The sequence below is a fragment of the Sabulicella rubraurantiaca genome (assembly GCF_017355885.1).
Taxonomy (GTDB): domain Bacteria; phylum Pseudomonadota; class Alphaproteobacteria; order Acetobacterales; family Acetobacteraceae; genus Roseococcus; species Roseococcus rubraurantiacus.
On record NZ_JAFEUU010000004.1, the window covers coordinates 346926 to 361882 of the forward strand.

Genomic DNA, 14957 nt, shown 5'->3' on the forward strand with positions numbered 1-14957 from the left:
GGTCAGGCCGCCTTCGCGGCCTCCGGGTTCACCATGGTTTCCGCGAGGCGGGTCAGCAGCTCGTCGGTCTGCTTCTCCTCCTCGAGGTTCTGCTTCAGCAGGTCAGTGATCTCCTGCTTGCCGGCGGCATTGGCCCAGGCGATCAGCGTGCCGTAGCGCGCGATCTCGTAGTGCTCCACGCACTGCGCCGCGGCCAGGAGGCCCGCGTCGCGCACCGGGCTCGCCTCCGGCTCCTCCTCCAGCAGCTCCGACGCCTCCTCCAGGATGCCGTTCATCGCTTCGCAGGTGATGCCCTGGGCGCGCTTGCCCAGGATCTCGAAGACCTGCTGCAGCCGCTCGATCTGCGTCTGCGTCTGCTCGCGGTGAAGGGTGAAGGCCTCCTTCAGTTCGGGATGCTGCGCTGCGCGGGCCTGCTTGTTCAGCGCCTTCAGGATCTGACGCTCGGCGTAGTAGATGTCCTTGAGCGTATCGAGAAACAGCTTGTCGAGATTCATCGCCATGGAAATCCTCCTGATCGGCGGCTTGGGAACGCTCAGGCGGCCCGGACGTCGCGCCGCCCTTCGCGCAAGGCGTTCACGGCCTTGATGGCGGCGGCCTGGCCGGGGCGGAGGTGCCTTCCCTGCACGGCATCGCGGCGGATCGGGCCGCAGGGAACGTGGCGTTCATTGTCCCAGCCCGCGTAGTCCATGATCGGATAGACGCAGACCCCCTCCACCGGCACGCCGGCGGTGAGGGCCCTGCCCACCTCCTCCGCCACATAGGCCATCCAGGCATCGCCGCGCGGCTCCTCGGCGCCTGTCTCGGCCAGCATCAGCGGCTTGCCGAAGCGCGCATGGGCGTCGGCGAGCAGGCCGGCGAGGCGGCGGAACCGCCCATCATCCAGCCAGATCTGAGGACCGCCCCAGACCCACTGGTTGTGCGGGTAATGGTTGAAGCCCACCACGTCCACGCTGTCGCGATCCTCGGCGAGGAGCCAGTCCACCACCTCGAAGGAGCCTTCGTTGTGGCCATGAGCGAGGCGCGCGGATTCCGGGTCGCCCACCTCGGGCACCACGTTGATCAGGGGTTCGGCGACCACCACCGGCTCGCGCGCCCCGGCATGGCGAAGCTCCTCGATCACCGCCAGGTGGGCGCGGAAAAGCTGGCGCTTGAGGTCGTAGCCCCGCTCTTCCAGCCAGGGCTCGAAATGCCCCATGGCACCGCCGGCCCAGGCCCAGAACGACATCTCGTTCACCGGCACCCAGCCGCCCACCGGCGCGCCCTCGGCGCGCAGCATCCGCACCGCCGCGCGTGCGAGGCGGGCGACGCGGCCGGGGAACTCGGGCGACATGACATCCAGCCCCTCGGGCACGCCCCAGTGGCAGATGTCCCAGATCACCTCCACCCCGGCATCACGGGCGGCATGGACGATGGGCAGGGCGGAGGACCAGTCGAACCTGCCCTCCTCCCGCTCGATCAGGTGCCAGCGCAAGGCCTCGCGCGTCGTCGCGATCCCCATCTCCCGCGTCAGGGCATAGTCCCGCCGGGCATAGAGGTCGTGCGCCGAGGAGGCGATCGTGTCCACCCGCCGGCGGTCCCGCCGCCGGTGGGTGGAGCCTTCAAATCCGCCCATCGCAAAGGAGCGGAAGCGGCAGGCCGTCACTCAGTTCAGGCCTTCTGCGGCGCGGCCACCTGGATGACGGTGCGGGGTGCGCCCGCATCGCGCGTGGCGGGGATGAGGCGCCGCGCCGTGGCGAGGGCCTGGCCCACCACCTGGTCCATGTTCATGTACCGGTAGGTGCCCAGGCGGCCGAGGAAGGTCACGCCCTTCTCCGCATCCGCCAGCGCCTCGTAACGCTTGTAGAGCGCCGCGTTCTCCGGGTTCGGGATCGGGTAGTAGGGATCGCCCTCGCCCATCGGGAACTCGCGGCACAGGCTGCTCATGCGATGCTGCTGGCCCGTGAGGTGCTTGAACTCCGTCGTGCGGGTGAAGGGCACGTCGGCAGAAGGCTGGTTCACCGTGCCGACCGGCAGCGCCCATTCCCGGTCCACCGTCTCGTGCTCGAAGCGGAGCGAGCGGTAGGGCAGACGGCCGAAGCGGTGGTCGAAATACGCGTCCACCGGGCCGGTGTAGACGACATGGCCGAAATTGGCGCGCGGCACCTCGCGGAAATCCACGCCGGTCATCACGGTGATGTTGCGGTGGTCGAGCATGTTCTCGAACATCCGCGTGTAGCCGTGCAGCGGCATGCACTGGTGTTTGTCGGTGAAGTAGCGGTCATCCGTGTTGGTGCGCGTCGGCACGCGCGCCGTCACCGAGCGGTCGAGCTGCGACGGGTCGAGGCCCCACTGCTTGCGTGTGTAGCCTTCGAAGAACAGCTCGTAGAGGCGCCGGCCCACGGCGGAGATGACGAAGTCCTTCGCCGTCTTCACTTCGCCCACCGGCTCGGCCAGGGACTTCAGGAAGGCCTCGGCAGCCGTGTCGTCCGGCAGGTCCTTGTCGAACAGGCGCGACAGCGTCGTGCGGTTGATCGGCATGGGGAGGAGTTGCCCCTCCACCTCCGCCAGCACGCGGTGCTCATAGGGGCGCCATTGGGTGAAGCGCGACAGGTAGGCCAGAACCTCATCGCTGTTGGTGTGGAAGATATGCGGACCGTATTTGTGGATCAGGATGCCGGCGCCGTCCTGATGGTCATAGGCATTGCCGGCGATGTGGTCGCGCCGGTCCACCACCAGCACGCGATGCCCCGCGGAGGCGATGCGCTCGGCCATCACCGCCCCGGCGAAGCCGGCGCCGACGACGAGGTAGTCCGCCGACTTGGCAGAGACGACGCGCAGCGCCGGAGCGGCAGCACCGTGGCGCTGCGTGGCGCGGTGCAAAAGCGCGGCCATGGCGGCGTGGATGCCGTCCCAGCTCATCGTGTCCAGAAGCTGGTCCACCTTCGCCTGGTCGGGCAGCGACTTCCAGGACAGGGCGCGCTCGCAGGCGGCGACGAAGGCGTCGTGGCCTTCCACCACCTCCACGGCCTCGATCCCCTCGTAGCGGGTCACCACGTCGGCGACGGGGGTGGAGACGACCGGCTTGCCGCCCGCGAGGTACTCGGGCGCCTTGGTCGGGCTGATGAAGCGCGTCGCCTCGTTCAAGGCGAAGGGCATCAACGCCAAATCCCAGTTGGACAGGTAGGAGGGAAGCGTCTTGTAGTCGCGCCCGCCAAGCCAATGGATGTTCTCGGCGCGCGGCAGCTCCTCCTCGCGCACCTTCACCACCGGGCCGATCATGACGATCTGCCAGTCGGGCCGGGCCTCGGCCAGGGCACGGACCAGGTCGAGGTCCAGACGCTCATCGATCACACCGAAATAGCCGAGGCGCGGGCGCATGATCTCCGCCTGGTCGGCAGGGTCCGGCAGGCCCGCGAGGGCCTGCGCGAAATGCGCGCGGTCCACGCCCGAGGGGAAGCAATGGATGTTGGCGTGCAGCTGCTTCTTCGCCTCGTAGAGCGAGCGGCCGCCGGTGAAGACGACGTCAGCCTCGGCGATCAGGCGGCGCTCCAGCTCCGGAAGGTCCGTGCGGGCGAAGCGGAAGGCCGACAGCTCGTCCATGATGTCATAGGCGAGCGCCTTCCAACGGATATGCGCGCTCCACGACCGCATTGCGGGCGTGTAGTACCACGCCACCGCATCGCCCTTCCCGGAAAGCAGGCCATCGATCAGGCGACGCATCGTCGCGTCGCCCTCGCCTTGCGCCAGGACGGGGACGCAGATGCGCACGCCGGTGCGCGCGCAGGTCTCGATGCGGATCGTAGATTCGGAGCCGGAGACTGGTTCCTCGATGAAATAAACGTCTCGGGCCCGCGCAAATCGGGACATGAGATGTTGCGGCCGTTGGAACACCGAGTTCCACCGAAGATGCGAGAAGCAGAAGATCGGCGATAATTCGTTGTTCTGATTGGAGCCGGTCATCAAGTTGTCCCTCATGGAATGCGCAAGCGGGAACCCGCGGCACGTTCTCGCGTTCACACTGCCAGGGCAGGACTTGAGGGCGGCACGCCGGATTATTCCCGACGTGGTCTGAAACGACTCGTTCCTCTCCGGGTTGCATGCGATGCAACATGACATTTCAACAAAGTCATGGATCGCATGACTTTATTCCGTGCCGAAGCAGCGATCTCCTGCATCACCCAGGCCGGGCACGATGTAGCCGCGTTCGTTCAGCTTCTCATCCACCGCGGCGGCGATCACGGGAACATCGGGGTGCGCGTCGCGCAGCGCCCGCAGTCCTTCCGGCGCCGCGACCACGCAGGCGAAGCGGATGAAAGTGGCACCGGCCTGCTTCACCCGCGCCAAGGCCTGCACGGCGCTGCCGCCTGTCGCCAGCATCGGATCCAGCACCAGCGCGCCACGCGTGGCGAGGTCACGCGGAAGGCGCACGACATATTCGCTCGCCACCAGCGTATGCTCGTCGCGCACGAGGCCAAGATGGCCGACCGGCGCCTCCGGCAGGATGCCGCGCGCCCCTTCCAGCAGCCCCAGCCCCGCGCGCAGCACGGCGACAAGGCAGGGCTCGGGCGCGGCCAGCATCTGGGCGCGCGTCGCGGTGACGGGCGTCTCCACCGCCTCCTCGCGCTCCGGCAGGTCGGCCATGGCCTCCATGGTCAGCATCGCGCCAATCTCGGCGAGGAGGCGGCGGAAGCCGGCGCTGTCGGTGCGGCGGTCGCGCAGCCGGGCCAGCTTGTGGCGCAGCAAGGCATTGTCGGGGATGCGGAGTCCGGTCATGGGCGCGTCACCGATCGGTCAGCCGCACCTCGATGCGGCGGTTGCGGGCATAGGCTTCCGGCGTATCAGCGGCGTCGAGGGGCTGGTTCTCCCCAAAGGCCGCAGCGGCGATGCGGTTGGCGGGCAGCCCCGCCTCGATCATCAGATTCGCCACGGCAATGGCCCGGGCCGCCGACAATTCCCAGTTGGACGCGAAGCGGCCGCCGCGAACCGGGTTGCGGTCGGCATGGCCATCCACGCGCAGGATCCAGGCCACATCCGGCGGGATGCGCTGCGACAGCTCGAGCAGCACGCGCGACAATTGCCGGATCTGCGCCACGCCCGCCGCCGAAAGATCGGCCGAGCCGGGCGGGAAAAGCACTTCGCTCTGGAACACGAAGCGGTCACCCACCACGCGCACCTCGGGCCGGTCGCCCAGCACCTGGCGTAGCCGGCCGAAGAACTCGGAACGGTAGCGCTGCAACTCCTCGACGCGCTGGGCCAGGGCGGCGTTCAGCTGGGCGCGGAGATTCACCACCTGCGCCTCGCTCTCGCGGTCGCGCGACTGGGCGGCGTCCAGCGCATTGGCGAGGCGGTTCAGCTGACCCCGCAACTCGTCCAGCTGGCGGTTGAGCAGGGCAATCTCGGCCCGCGCGGATTCGGAGAGGCGCTGCGCCTCAGCCTCGCCGGCACGGCGCTGCCGCTCCTCCTCGCCTGCGCGGGCCAGGGCGGCCCGGGCCTGGCGCTCCGCCTCGTCGCGCAGGGCGTTGAGGCGGCTCAGCTCTCCCTGCAGGCGGGCCACGTCTGCGAGGCGCGCCTCGATGGTGGCGCGGTCGGCGCGGACGGTGCGGTTCAGCGCCGCCTCCGCCTCGCGCAGCGCCGCGATATCGCGGCGCGCCTGCTCCAGCTGGGCCAGGGCCTCAGCCTGGAGACGGCGCAACGTCGCGAGGTCGGCGCGCGCGGTTTCCAGCGCGCCTTCCGACTCGCGGGCGCGGCGCTCTGTCTCGGCGAGGCGGGTCTCGGCCGAGGAGCGCGCAGCGCGCTCCGCCGTGATGGCGCGGGTCTGCTCGGCGATGCGCGCCTCGGCCTGGGAGCGGGCGGTGCGTTCCGCGGCGAGGGCGTCGCGCTCGGCGGCGAGCTCCCTTCCCTGCTCGTTCAAGCGCTGGACGGTGCGCGCCGCCTCGCCCGTTGCGGACTCGGCGCGGCGCAGCGCTTCGGCCAGCTGGGCCTCGGCGCCGGTCAGGCGCTGCGCGGTGCCTGCACGGGCGGCGTCCAGATCGGCGAGGCGGGCAGCGAGGCGATCACGCTCGGTCCGCAGCGAAGCGGCCTCCGCCGCGCCCTGGTCGCGGGATGCCGTCACCGCGCGGAGCTGGGCGGAAAGCGAGTCGCGCGCCCCGGTGGCGGCGCGGAGGTCGTCGGCGGCGCGGGACAGCAGTCCGCGCAGTTCCTCCGCCTGGGTGCGTTCCAGCGAGAGCATCTCCGCCAGTTCCGCCGCCTGCCGGTTCAACCGCTCCAACGCCTGGTCGCGCGTGGACAGGGCGGAGGACAGGAAGCCCTGGGCCAGCACGAAGACCAGCAGGACGAAGATCGTGACCATGAGCAGCGTGGACAGCGCATCCACGTAGCCCGGCCAGGGCTCGAGGCCTCCGCGCCTAGCCCGGGCCATGGGTGGGCGGTTCCGCCAGCGCCGTGATGGTCCGCGTCAGAAGCTTGATCTCCGAGCGCAGCTCCGCCGTGGACTGGGCGCGGCCCTGGGTCACCTCCTCCAGGATGCGCGCAAGGTAGAGTTCGGCGTTGCGGAGATGGGCGCGGCTCGCCTCGTCCATGCCGCCCTGCTGCTGGCTTTGGGCCAGCCGCGCCAGGGCGGGGGCGAGGCTTTCCTGCGCCTCGGCCACGCGCTGCATCAGCGACTGCCCGGCGCGCATCTGGTCGGTGAGCACCGCGAGCCGCTCGGCCAGGGCGGCGAGGGCCTGGGAATTGGCGCCGCGCGCCTCCTCGCCGCGCGCCATCACGCTTTGCAGCGCCTCCAGATTCTCGGCGGTCTGCTCCAGCAGGGCCTGGAGATAGGCGGGGGCGGATCCGCCCTCCCCCTCCCCGCCCAGCACGCCGGAGGCAAGGCGGGTCTGCCCGGCCAGCCAGTCCTCCAGCTCCGTGTAGAAGCGGTTCTGCGCCTGCCCGGCGGTGAGGTCGAGGAAACCGAGCACCAGGGAGCCCGCGAGGCCGAGCATGGACGAGGAGAACGCCACACCCATGCCGCGCAGCGGCTGTGCGAGGCCCGCCTTGAGCTGGTTGAACAGCGCGTTCACGTCGCCCGATCCGAGGCTCATCGCCCCGATCACATCCGCCACCGCGCTGATGGTCAGGAGCAGCCCCCAGAAAGTGCCAAGCAGGCCAAGGAAGATCAGCAGCCCCGTGGCGTAGCGCGAGATCTCCCGCTGCTCATCGAGGCGGGAAGAGATGCCGTCCAGCACCGAGCGCATGGAGGCGGCGGAGAGGGAAAGCCGGTCGGAGCGCCGCGCTGCCAGCATGGAGGCCATGGGGGCGAGGAGACGCGGCGTGGGCTGGGCGCGTCCGCCCTCGCGCGGGGCGCGGAAGGCCTCGAGCCACGCCACCTCCTGCCGAAGAAGCAGCACCTGCCGGATGGTCCAGGCGATGCCACAGAGCAGCACGAACACGATCACCCCGTTCAGGACGGGGTTGGTCGCGAAGGCGTCCAGGAGTTCCGCATGCAGCAGGATGGCCACCACCGTCACCAGCGCGAGGAAGCCCAGCATGCGCCAGAGGTAAAGGAGCGGCTGCGTCATCGCGTCCACCTTAGCGGTCCGGGGAAGCGGGCGTCACGCCCGGGGGTAGGATGAGCACCTGATCCTCACCCGCGCCGAGGGCGCGGATGTCGATGCGCCTCCCTTCCAGCCCGCCGGCTTCCAGGGCCGCGCGCACGGTGCGCCCGCGCGCCAGGGAGAGGCGGCGGGTATCGGAAAGGTCGCCCGAATCGGCGGCCTCGGCCGGGAGGGTGACGCGACCCGTGGTCCGCTCGGCGAGGCGGGCGCCGATGCGCCCCAATGCCCCCGCCTGTTCCGGGTCGAGCGTCGCGGCTCCAGGGGCAAACCCGACGCGCCAGCCTGCGGGCGGTATTTCCGTGACGCCGGGCGCGAGCTGGAAGGGCGGGTCGTTCAGCGGCCGGGGCGGCGGCGGAGGCGGCGGGGGTTCCGGCTCCGGCTCGGGCTCAATGGGCGGCGGCGGGGGCTGCGCGATGGGTGCCGCCTGGGGAGGACGGCGGCGAGCGGGGCGCGACCGTTCCTGCGCCCCGGCGGGAAGCGGGGCCAGCAGGAGCAGCGCCAGCGCCCGCCGGCGCACCGTCAGGCGCCTTCGGGGCGGCGGGCGGCGACGGCGGCAATGCCCTCGCTCACCGCCTCGCGCAGCCGGGGATGGAGGTGCGGGTTCGCCGCGACCACGTTCCCCTCCGCATAGGCGTCGCCGCCATCCGGAGAGGAGGCATAGCCACCCGCTTCCCGCACTATGACGAGGCCGGCGGCAATGTCCCACTTGTTCAGGCCGAGTTCCCAGAACCCGTCGTAACGGCCGGCCGCGAGCCAGGCGAGGTCGAGCGCCGCGGAGCCGAAGCGGCGGATGCCCGAGACCTGCGGCATCAGCCGCGCCAGGGTCTGCACGAACTCACCCTTGCGCGGGACGGCGGCGAAGGGAATGCCGGTGGCGAAGAGCGCTTGGGTCATGTCCCGCCGTCCCGACACGCGCAGGCGGCGGTCGTTCAGGAAGGCGCCCATGCCCTTCTCGGCCCAGAACAGCTCGTCGGCGGCGGGATTATAGATGACGCCCGCGACCACTTCGGATTTGCCCTCGCCGGTGCGCTTCTCGATGCCGACGGAGATGGCCCAGTGCGGGATGCCGTGCAGGAAGTTGGTGGTGCCGTCCAGCGGGTCCACCACCCAGCGCCACTCCCAGTCCTTGTCGCCGGAGGCGCCGCTTTCCTCCATCAGAAAGGCGAAGCCGGGGCGGGCGCGGGACAGATCCTCGCGCAGCGTGCGCTCGGCCCGCATATCCGCCTCGGAGACGAAGTCGCCGGGCGCCTTGGACTGGACCTGAAGCTGCTCCACCTCGCCGAAGTCGCGCAGGAGGCGGCGGCCCGCCTTGCGGACGGCCGAGACGACGACGTTGAGCGCGGGGGAAAGGCGGGGCGAGGCGCCGGACATGACAGCGTTCCTGATAGGTTTGGGCAGGTTCGGCGCGGGCGGCCCGCCGCCGCCCGGCCGGGTTTGGGGCGTCAGCCCTTGGCGCGCTCGATGTAGGAAGCGTCCTCGGTGCGGACCACGATCTTCTCGCCGGCCGTGATGAAGGGCGGCACCATGGTCTTCACGCCGTTCACAAGAATCGCCGGCTTGTAGGAAGAGGAGGCGGTCTGCCCCTTCACCACCGGGTCGGCCTCGGCGATCTCGAGCGTCACCGTCTCGGGCAGGTCCATGGAGACGGGGTCGCCCTCGATCAGGCGGACATTCACCGTCATGTTCTCCTGCAGGAAGGGCAGGCGGTCGCCGAGGATGGCGGAGGGGACCTGCGTCTGCTCGTAGGTCTCGGGGTCCATGAGGACGAGGTTCTCGCCATCGGCATAGGAGTAGGTGAACTCCTTGTCCTCGGTCGTCAGCCGCTCGACCGTGTCGGCGGTACGCCAGCGCTGGTCCTTCTTGGCGCCGGTCTTGATGTTGCGCATCTCCACCTGGATCACGGCGGCGCCCTTGCCGGGGATCATGATGTTCTGCTTGAGGATGGTGTAGCGCTGGCCTTCGAACTCGATGACCATGCCGGCACGCATCTGGTTGGCCTGCATCTTCGCCATGGGCGGCCGCCTTCGTCGCTGGTGGGGTTGATTGGGTGGCGCGGGATTACACGGGGGGGCGCGTTTGGGCAACCCGGACCCCCTTGCGGCGGCTCGCCGGGGCGTCTAGGGAAGCGCCGGAGCGCTGTTGTAGCTCAGTGGTAGAGCACTCCCTTGGTAAGGGAGAGGTCGAGAGTTCAATCCTCTCCAACAGCACCATCCCCTTCCCGATCCGGCATTTGGGCTCGCCTCGGCGCGGCTGCTCCTACCTGCCTTCGGCCAGCCCTCACATGATCAGCGGGAAGCGGATGGTGATGCTGGTTCCGCGCTCGGGACTCTCGAACTCGATCTCGCCTCCGAGCTGCCGGGCAAGCTGGCCGAGGAGTTCGAGCCCCTGCCCGCCCCCCTCGGAATGCCTCGCCTTGCTGGGCAAGGCGCCAATGCCGCGCCCGTCATCGGCGACCGTCAGCGCGGCCTCGGCACGCGCCTCGTCGGCTACGAGGGTGACGCGCACGGCGCCGCCTTCCTGCCCTTCCGGATAGGCATATTTGGCGGCGTTGGTGACAAGCTCGTTCGTGGCCAGCCCCACTGCGACCGCCTTGTCGAAGGGCAGCACGCATTCCTCCAGCGCGGTCTCGATGATGACCTTGCCTTCGAGACTCAATTCCAGACTGCCCAGGAGGGCGCGCAGATAGCCGGCAAGGTCGGTTCCCGTCCCGTCGCCGCGGCCTCCTGCCTCCGCCACGGTGAGGCGGTCCTGCGCCAGCGCGATCGCCGTGACGCGTTGCATCAGGCGCTCCAGCCGGCCTGCGCCGCGCGTGTCCTGCTCGGCCGTGGCCGCACGACGCTCGCGGGCCAGCATGGCCACCACCAGGGCGAGGTTGTTCTTGCTGCGGTGCTGCAGCTCCCGCAGCAGCACCACGCCGCGCTCGGCCTGCACCGCGGCCTCCGAGGCCGCGGCCTCGCTCCGCTCGATGGCATCCCTGCGCTGCAGGGCCCCCGCGATCAGGGCGGCCATCGCTTCCAGGAACTCGATGTCCGAATCGTCGAAATGCCCGGGCTCATTGCTGTCGGCCTCCAGCACGCCCCAGTTCACGCCGTCGAAGGTGACCGGGACGTTCAGCAGGGACACGATGCCGTGCTCCGTGATCACGGGGTGCTGGCGGAACTCGGAGTGGCCACGGATGTCGTCGATCACGACGGCCTGCCCGGTCTGGAGCGCCCGGCCGGAGGGCGAGGCCGGATCGGAGCCGAAGCGCGCCTTGCCCACGATACCGGGCCTCCACCCGACGCCGGCTTCCATGAGCAGGTCGCCCTGGTCTACGCGATAGCGCATCACCTTGGTGTGGCGGACGCCAGTAGCGCGGGCGACCTGCGCCACGGCACGCTGCAGCAGCGGCCGCACCTCCAGGTCTTCCAGGGCGATCCGGCCGAAATCCCGGAGGATGCGCTGGTGCATGCGCAGGCGCGCGGCGCTCTGGCTGAATTGCTCGGACTTGCCGGTCGGCGGGGCTTCCTTGGCCATGCCCGCTCAAACACACGAGGCCCGGGCCGGTTCGCCCGGGCGGACCCGCCTATCAGTAGCGCTGGGTGACGCGCGGCGTGGCGCGCGCATCGAAGCGCGTCCAGCCCGGCACCTCGGCAGCCAGGTTCACCTCGCGCCATTTCGGGTGACGCGGCGGGCGCAGAAACTCGTCGAAGCGCGACTGCAGCGCCTCCACGAAGCGCGCGACCTTGCGGTGCCGCTCCGTGCCCGGCGGCCAGGCATAGACGGCCATCACCGCCCCCACGGCAATCGTTTCTACCTCCGACCCGTCCGCCACCAGCGCCGGATAGGCGGCATGTGTCAAAGCGGAAGGCAGGTAGGTTTCCATCAGGGCGGGCGTAGCGGGGATGGGCAGGAAGCGCAGCCCGGAATCGGCCGGAACACCCGAGAAGATGCGCGCCGGGCTGCCGGCTACGAACATCATTGCCGCGATCTCCCCGGCGCGGAGCTTGGTCAGCGCCACGTCCTGGGTGTCGTGGGCGACGCGCGGCTGGACCCCCAGCGCCTCGAAGACGAGCGAGGCGGTCATCGCCGTGCCCGATCCCCTCCCATCCACGTTCACCACCTGGCCGGAAAGCTGCTCCGTCGAGGTGATGTCCGACCGCGCGAGGATGTGGATCTCCTCGTCGTAGAGCTTCGTGATGTACTGGATCAGGTGGTCCACGCCCGGCAGCAGCCGGTTCCGGCGCGCGAAGGCCAGCGCATCGGACTGCACGATGCCGATGTCGATGCCGCGCAGCAGCATAATGTCGTGGATGTTCTGGATCGAGCCCTTGCCGATGACCGGCACGATCCGCAGCTCATCGCTGTCGAGCACCGCGGCGAGGTCGGCAGCGAAGCGGACATAGGTCCCGTCCACCCCGCCCGAGATGACGCCCACCGTCCCGGCATTGGCCCGCGCGGTCATCGCGTTGAGGTTCAAGGGGGTGGTGCCGCCGGACCAGGGAGCGCCAGGTCCCCGCCCGGTGCCCTGTGCCAAGGCGGGCGCTGCCAGGGCGGCGAAGGCGCCACCCAGCAGGAAGCGGCGCGTGGCGGGGGTGGCGGGCTTCATCTCGTCTGGCTCTCCAATTCGCGGATCCGTGGCGCGGCGTCCGTCGCGCCAAGCTCGGCCGCGCGGCGGTACCAGCGCAGCGCCTGCGCGGCGTCCGGCTGCAATCCGCGCGCACCGCGCGCCTCAAGGAAGCGCGGGTCATGTGTCTCGGCCAGCAACAGCGCGGCCGGCGCGTTCCCGGCCTGGGCAGCACGCTGCAGGAAGCGGCGCGCGCCCGAGATGTCACCCTGCTCCAGCAATCCCTGGCCGCGGCGCAGCATCAGGGCGACGACCTCCGGCGCAAGCGCGGCAGGCTGGGCGGGGCTCGCAGCCTCTCCCCTTGGTGCGGGCGTCGCGGCCGGGGCCGGCGTCACAGCCGGCACAGGAGACGGAGCCGGCGCGGGGGTGGGAGCCTGCATGGAAGCCACTGCGGCAGGCGCAGCGGGCACAGGCGCTGGCGCGGGTGTCACGGCGGATGCGACAGGCGCAGGAGCCGGAACTGGCGCAGGCGCTGGAGCCACGGCAACAGGTGCAGCGGGCGTACGAGCCGGTGCCTGAGCCGGGGCGGGAGGCACGGCGGCAGGTCCCGCTGGAGCCACGGCGCGCTGGGCCGGCGGCTCCGGAGCCTGGGCCAGGGCCGGTTCCTCCGGGATGGGCTCGGATCGCGGAGGGGCGGGCGCGGCTGGACGCTCCGCCAGAGCAGGTTCCTCAGGCAGCCGCTCGGCCGGGGGCGCGGGTCGCGCGATCTCACGCGGCGCTTCCGTGGCCGTGGGGGGCGCCGGGACCTCGGCCAACGCCGGTTCCTCGGGCATGGGCTCCATCCGCTGCGCGGCGGGCGGTGAGGGTGGCGCCGCCTGCGGGGCAGGCTGAGGCGCAGCCGCGACGGCCGGCGCCTCCGGCATGGGTCGCGTCGGAGGAGTGGCCGATGCGGCCGGAGGCCGCGGCGCCTCAGCCAGTGGCGGCTCCTCCGGAATGGGCTCGGCCGGAGCCGCCAGGGTCGGTGCCGGCTCGGTCCTGGCTGGTGGCTGGGGCGCCTGCGTCCGGGCTGGTTCCTCCGGCGTGGGCTCCGCTGGTGCGGGCCGCTTCGCCTTCGCTGTGGGCCGCGGCCCACCTTCCCGGGAACTGCGCTTCTCGTCCGGTGGGGCGTTCTTCCCCGCCTGCACGGGCAGGGGCGCCTCGGGCGCGGGCGACGCGGCCTCGGTGACCGAGACGGACGCAATGTGAGCAACTGGATGGGGTGCTGCGTCGGGACCCGGACCGGGCGCGGCGTCGCTGGTGGTCGTCTCCGAAACGGCGGCGAAGACGGGATGTGGCGGGCGCGGCGCGGGGGCGTCGGGGGAAGCGGATGCATCCTCCCGGTTCGTGAAGGACGTGGCGCGCCTCAGCACCGCATCGCTCAGGGTCGTCCAGCCCGCAGCCAGGAGGGCGGTTCCATGCTGGCTATCTTGCAGCAAGAAATTGCCTCGCGTGGCCGCGTAAAGCCCGCCGCCGCCCGCGACGACGAGTGCCGCGACAAGCGGCAGGGCCATCCGATGGGAGCGCGTCGGGCCAGGCGCCACGGGCGGATGCGCTTCGGTTTCTGCCTCAGCCTCCACCACGGCCGGGTTAGGCGCTTCCGCGGGAGCCGCGACGATGATGGGCTGCGTATCCTTGGCCCGCGCGACCTCCACGCGCGGGGCCGCGCCGGGACGGGGCACCGGCGCAAGCCCGGCCGGATGGAGCAGCCGCGCGACCTCCTCCTCCCACGGCAGGTCGTCCTGGATGGTGAGGGGTGGCTCCAGCGACATCGCCTGCTCGACCAGTGGTTCGAGCTGATAGGCATCCATCTCGCCGAAGAGGCGATGCGCGATGGGCAGAAACCCGGGATACGCGTCCGTGAAGCCGCTTTCGTCGAGGAAGTGGCGGAGGCGCTGCACCGCCTCATCCGTCCAGCGAGGCGCCATCTCCAGCAGGACGACGCCCTTGCCCGGCACCACGGCGACCAGATCCACGCCCGCGGGTCCGCGCCGCGTTCCACGCACGAGGAGAAGCCCACCCGAGGTCCATTGTCCCGGGGGAATTGTTTGACCCGCCCTCACAGGTCTGGGGCTTGGCGGTCCTTCATCGTGCAAGTCTTGAATTCCCGGTCCTCAACCGCGGCGATCATAGCAAGGGATGCGATTTCATCGCCAGTCATATGATGACCATTTAGCCATCCGGTCCCCGGCTGTGACCTCCATGCCTCAATACATCTGCTTGTCCGGCCGCGCCGCCCACTCCTCGAAGCCCTGCCACCCCTCCGCCGCCAGGATTCGGCGCATCGGCAGGCGGCGCTCCTCCAGCGGGCGCGACACCTCCTCGTAGATCGCGGCGTCGTCGAAGCCGATCCGCGCCGCCTCGGCGCGGCTGTTGCTGAAGACGATCTCCTTCATGCGCGCCCACCACGCGGCGGCAAGGCACATCGGACAGGGCTCGCAGCTCGTGTAGAGGGTCGCGCCGTTGAGGTCGTGCGTGCCCATCCGCTGGCACGCATCGCGAATCGCGACGATCTCAGCGTGCAGGGTCGGGTCGCGCCCCGGCACGACGTTGTTCGCTCCCTCGCCCAGCACTTCGCCACCGCGCGCCACCACGGCGCCGAAGGGCCCGCCCGCGCTCTTCGTCGCGAGCGCGATGGCGCGTCGCATCATGTCCTCGTCCATGCGGTGCAGGCTGGCCTAGAGCAGAATCCGCTCATTCGGGCTCGTACCCTGTCGCGGTGAAGTAGTTGGCGCACTCAGCTGGCGTGAAGGCCGGCAGTGCGTCGCGGATGGCATCCCAGAGGTCTTCGATGGTGCGGGCGG

The 14957-nt window shown here is 70.6% G+C and carries 13 protein-coding genes, 1 tRNA gene and 1 pseudogene; 1 reads left to right on the forward strand and 14 read right to left on the reverse strand.

Annotated elements, in window-relative coordinates:
• Positions 1-2: 2 nt before the first annotated feature.
• The 9 genes from JTJ31_RS10320 to efp all read right to left on the reverse strand — a co-directional run bounded on the left by JTJ31_RS10320 (position 3) and on the right by efp (position 9583).
• Positions 3-500 carry a YciE/YciF ferroxidase family protein gene (locus tag JTJ31_RS10320; protein WP_207538555.1) on the reverse strand — a complete coding sequence of 166 codons (498 nt, stop codon included), beginning with the start codon at positions 498-500 and terminating at the stop codon, positions 3-5.
• Positions 501-532: 32 nt separating this feature from the next.
• The gene (locus JTJ31_RS10325) at positions 533-1642 is read right to left on the reverse strand and encodes a beta-glucosidase (protein WP_207538556.1); all 1110 of its coding nucleotides are present in this window, start codon (positions 1640-1642) and stop codon (positions 533-535) included.
• 5 nt (positions 1643-1647) lie between these two features.
• Positions 1648-3846 (reverse strand): UDP-galactopyranose mutase, encoded by a 2199-nt coding sequence (gene glf / locus JTJ31_RS10330; protein WP_207538557.1) that lies wholly within the window; start codon positions 3844-3846, stop codon positions 1648-1650.
• A 276-nt stretch (positions 3847-4122) separates the two neighbouring features.
• A complete protein-coding gene (gene upp / locus JTJ31_RS10335; RefSeq protein ID WP_207538558.1) occupies positions 4123-4752 on the reverse strand; it encodes a uracil phosphoribosyltransferase in 630 nt (209 codons plus the stop codon).
• A 7-nt stretch (positions 4753-4759) separates the two neighbouring features.
• A complete protein-coding gene (locus tag JTJ31_RS10340; protein WP_207538559.1) occupies positions 4760-6397 on the reverse strand; it encodes a peptidoglycan -binding protein in 1638 nt (545 codons plus the stop codon).
• Positions 6384-7535 (reverse strand): flagellar motor protein MotA, encoded by a 1152-nt coding sequence (locus JTJ31_RS10345; RefSeq protein ID WP_207538560.1) that lies wholly within the window; start codon positions 7533-7535, stop codon positions 6384-6386. The genes JTJ31_RS10340 and JTJ31_RS10345 overlap by 14 nt, the downstream gene beginning before the upstream one ends.
• 10 nt (positions 7536-7545) lie before the next feature.
• Positions 7546-8088: an OmpA family protein gene (locus tag JTJ31_RS10350; protein WP_207538561.1), complete on the reverse strand. Its 543-nt coding sequence runs from the start codon at positions 8086-8088 to the stop codon at positions 7546-7548.
• 2 nt (positions 8089-8090) lie between these two features.
• Complete coding sequence (locus tag JTJ31_RS10355; RefSeq protein ID WP_207538562.1) at positions 8091-8942, reverse strand: inositol monophosphatase family protein; 852 nt, start codon at positions 8940-8942, stop codon at positions 8091-8093.
• Between the two features lie 71 nt (positions 8943-9013).
• Positions 9014-9583 (reverse strand): elongation factor P, encoded by a 570-nt coding sequence (gene efp / locus JTJ31_RS10360; RefSeq protein ID WP_207538563.1) that lies wholly within the window; start codon positions 9581-9583, stop codon positions 9014-9016.
• A gap of 123 nt (positions 9584-9706) precedes the next feature.
• Here efp and JTJ31_RS10365 point away from each other — a divergent pair.
• Positions 9707-9781: transfer RNA gene (locus JTJ31_RS10365), tRNA-Thr, on the forward strand.
• A 67-nt stretch (positions 9782-9848) separates the two neighbouring features.
• Here the strand turns inward: JTJ31_RS10365 and JTJ31_RS10370 are convergent.
• The 5 genes and pseudogenes from JTJ31_RS10370 to JTJ31_RS24615 form a co-directional block, all read right to left on the reverse strand.
• Positions 9849-11087, reverse strand: a complete 1239-nt coding sequence (locus JTJ31_RS10370) for a sensor histidine kinase (protein WP_207538564.1) — start codon at positions 11085-11087, stop codon at positions 9849-9851.
• A 52-nt stretch (positions 11088-11139) separates the two neighbouring features.
• Positions 11140-12159, reverse strand: coding sequence for a TAXI family TRAP transporter solute-binding subunit (locus JTJ31_RS10375; protein WP_207538565.1), 1020 nt, complete (start codon positions 12157-12159; stop codon positions 11140-11142).
• Positions 12156-14129 carry a hypothetical protein gene (locus JTJ31_RS10380; RefSeq protein WP_207538566.1) on the reverse strand — a complete coding sequence of 658 codons (1974 nt, stop codon included), beginning with the start codon at positions 14127-14129 and terminating at the stop codon, positions 12156-12158. Before JTJ31_RS10380 ends, JTJ31_RS10375 begins: the two co-directional genes overlap by 4 nt.
• Before the next feature lie 231 nt (positions 14130-14360).
• Positions 14361-14804: a nucleoside deaminase gene (locus JTJ31_RS10385; RefSeq protein WP_236020056.1), complete on the reverse strand. Its 444-nt coding sequence runs from the start codon at positions 14802-14804 to the stop codon at positions 14361-14363.
• Positions 14805-14847: 43 nt separating this feature from the next.
• Positions 14848-14957: pseudogene (locus JTJ31_RS24615) on the reverse strand (IS630 family transposase); the annotation flags it as partial.

Excerpts from the sequence above, each read along its gene's own strand:
- JTJ31_RS10370 (WP_207538564.1), bottom strand. The coding sequence starts at position 11,087 with ATGGCCAAGGAAGCCCCGCCGACCGGCAAGTCCGAGCAATTCAGCCAG.
- glf (WP_207538557.1), bottom strand. The coding sequence starts at position 3,846 with ATGTCCCGATTTGCGCGGGCCCGAGACGTTTATTTCATCGAGGAACCA.
- JTJ31_RS10355 (WP_207538562.1), bottom strand. The coding sequence starts at position 8,942 with ATGTCCGGCGCCTCGCCCCGCCTTTCCCCCGCGCTCAACGTCGTCGTC.
- upp (WP_207538558.1), bottom strand. The coding sequence starts at position 4,752 with ATGACCGGACTCCGCATCCCCGACAATGCCTTGCTGCGCCACAAGCTG.
- JTJ31_RS10320 (WP_207538555.1), bottom strand. The coding sequence starts at position 500 with ATGGCGATGAATCTCGACAAGCTGTTTCTCGATACGCTCAAGGACATC.
- efp (WP_207538563.1), bottom strand. The coding sequence starts at position 9,583 with ATGGCGAAGATGCAGGCCAACCAGATGCGTGCCGGCATGGTCATCGAG.
- JTJ31_RS10340 (WP_207538559.1), bottom strand. The coding sequence starts at position 6,397 with ATGGCCCGGGCTAGGCGCGGAGGCCTCGAGCCCTGGCCGGGCTACGTG.
- JTJ31_RS10375 (WP_207538565.1), bottom strand. The coding sequence starts at position 12,159 with ATGAAGCCCGCCACCCCCGCCACGCGCCGCTTCCTGCTGGGTGGCGCC.
- JTJ31_RS10345 (WP_207538560.1), bottom strand. The coding sequence starts at position 7,535 with ATGACGCAGCCGCTCCTTTACCTCTGGCGCATGCTGGGCTTCCTCGCG.
- JTJ31_RS10385 (WP_236020056.1), bottom strand. The coding sequence starts at position 14,804 with ATGATGCGACGCGCCATCGCGCTCGCGACGAAGAGCGCGGGCGGGCCC.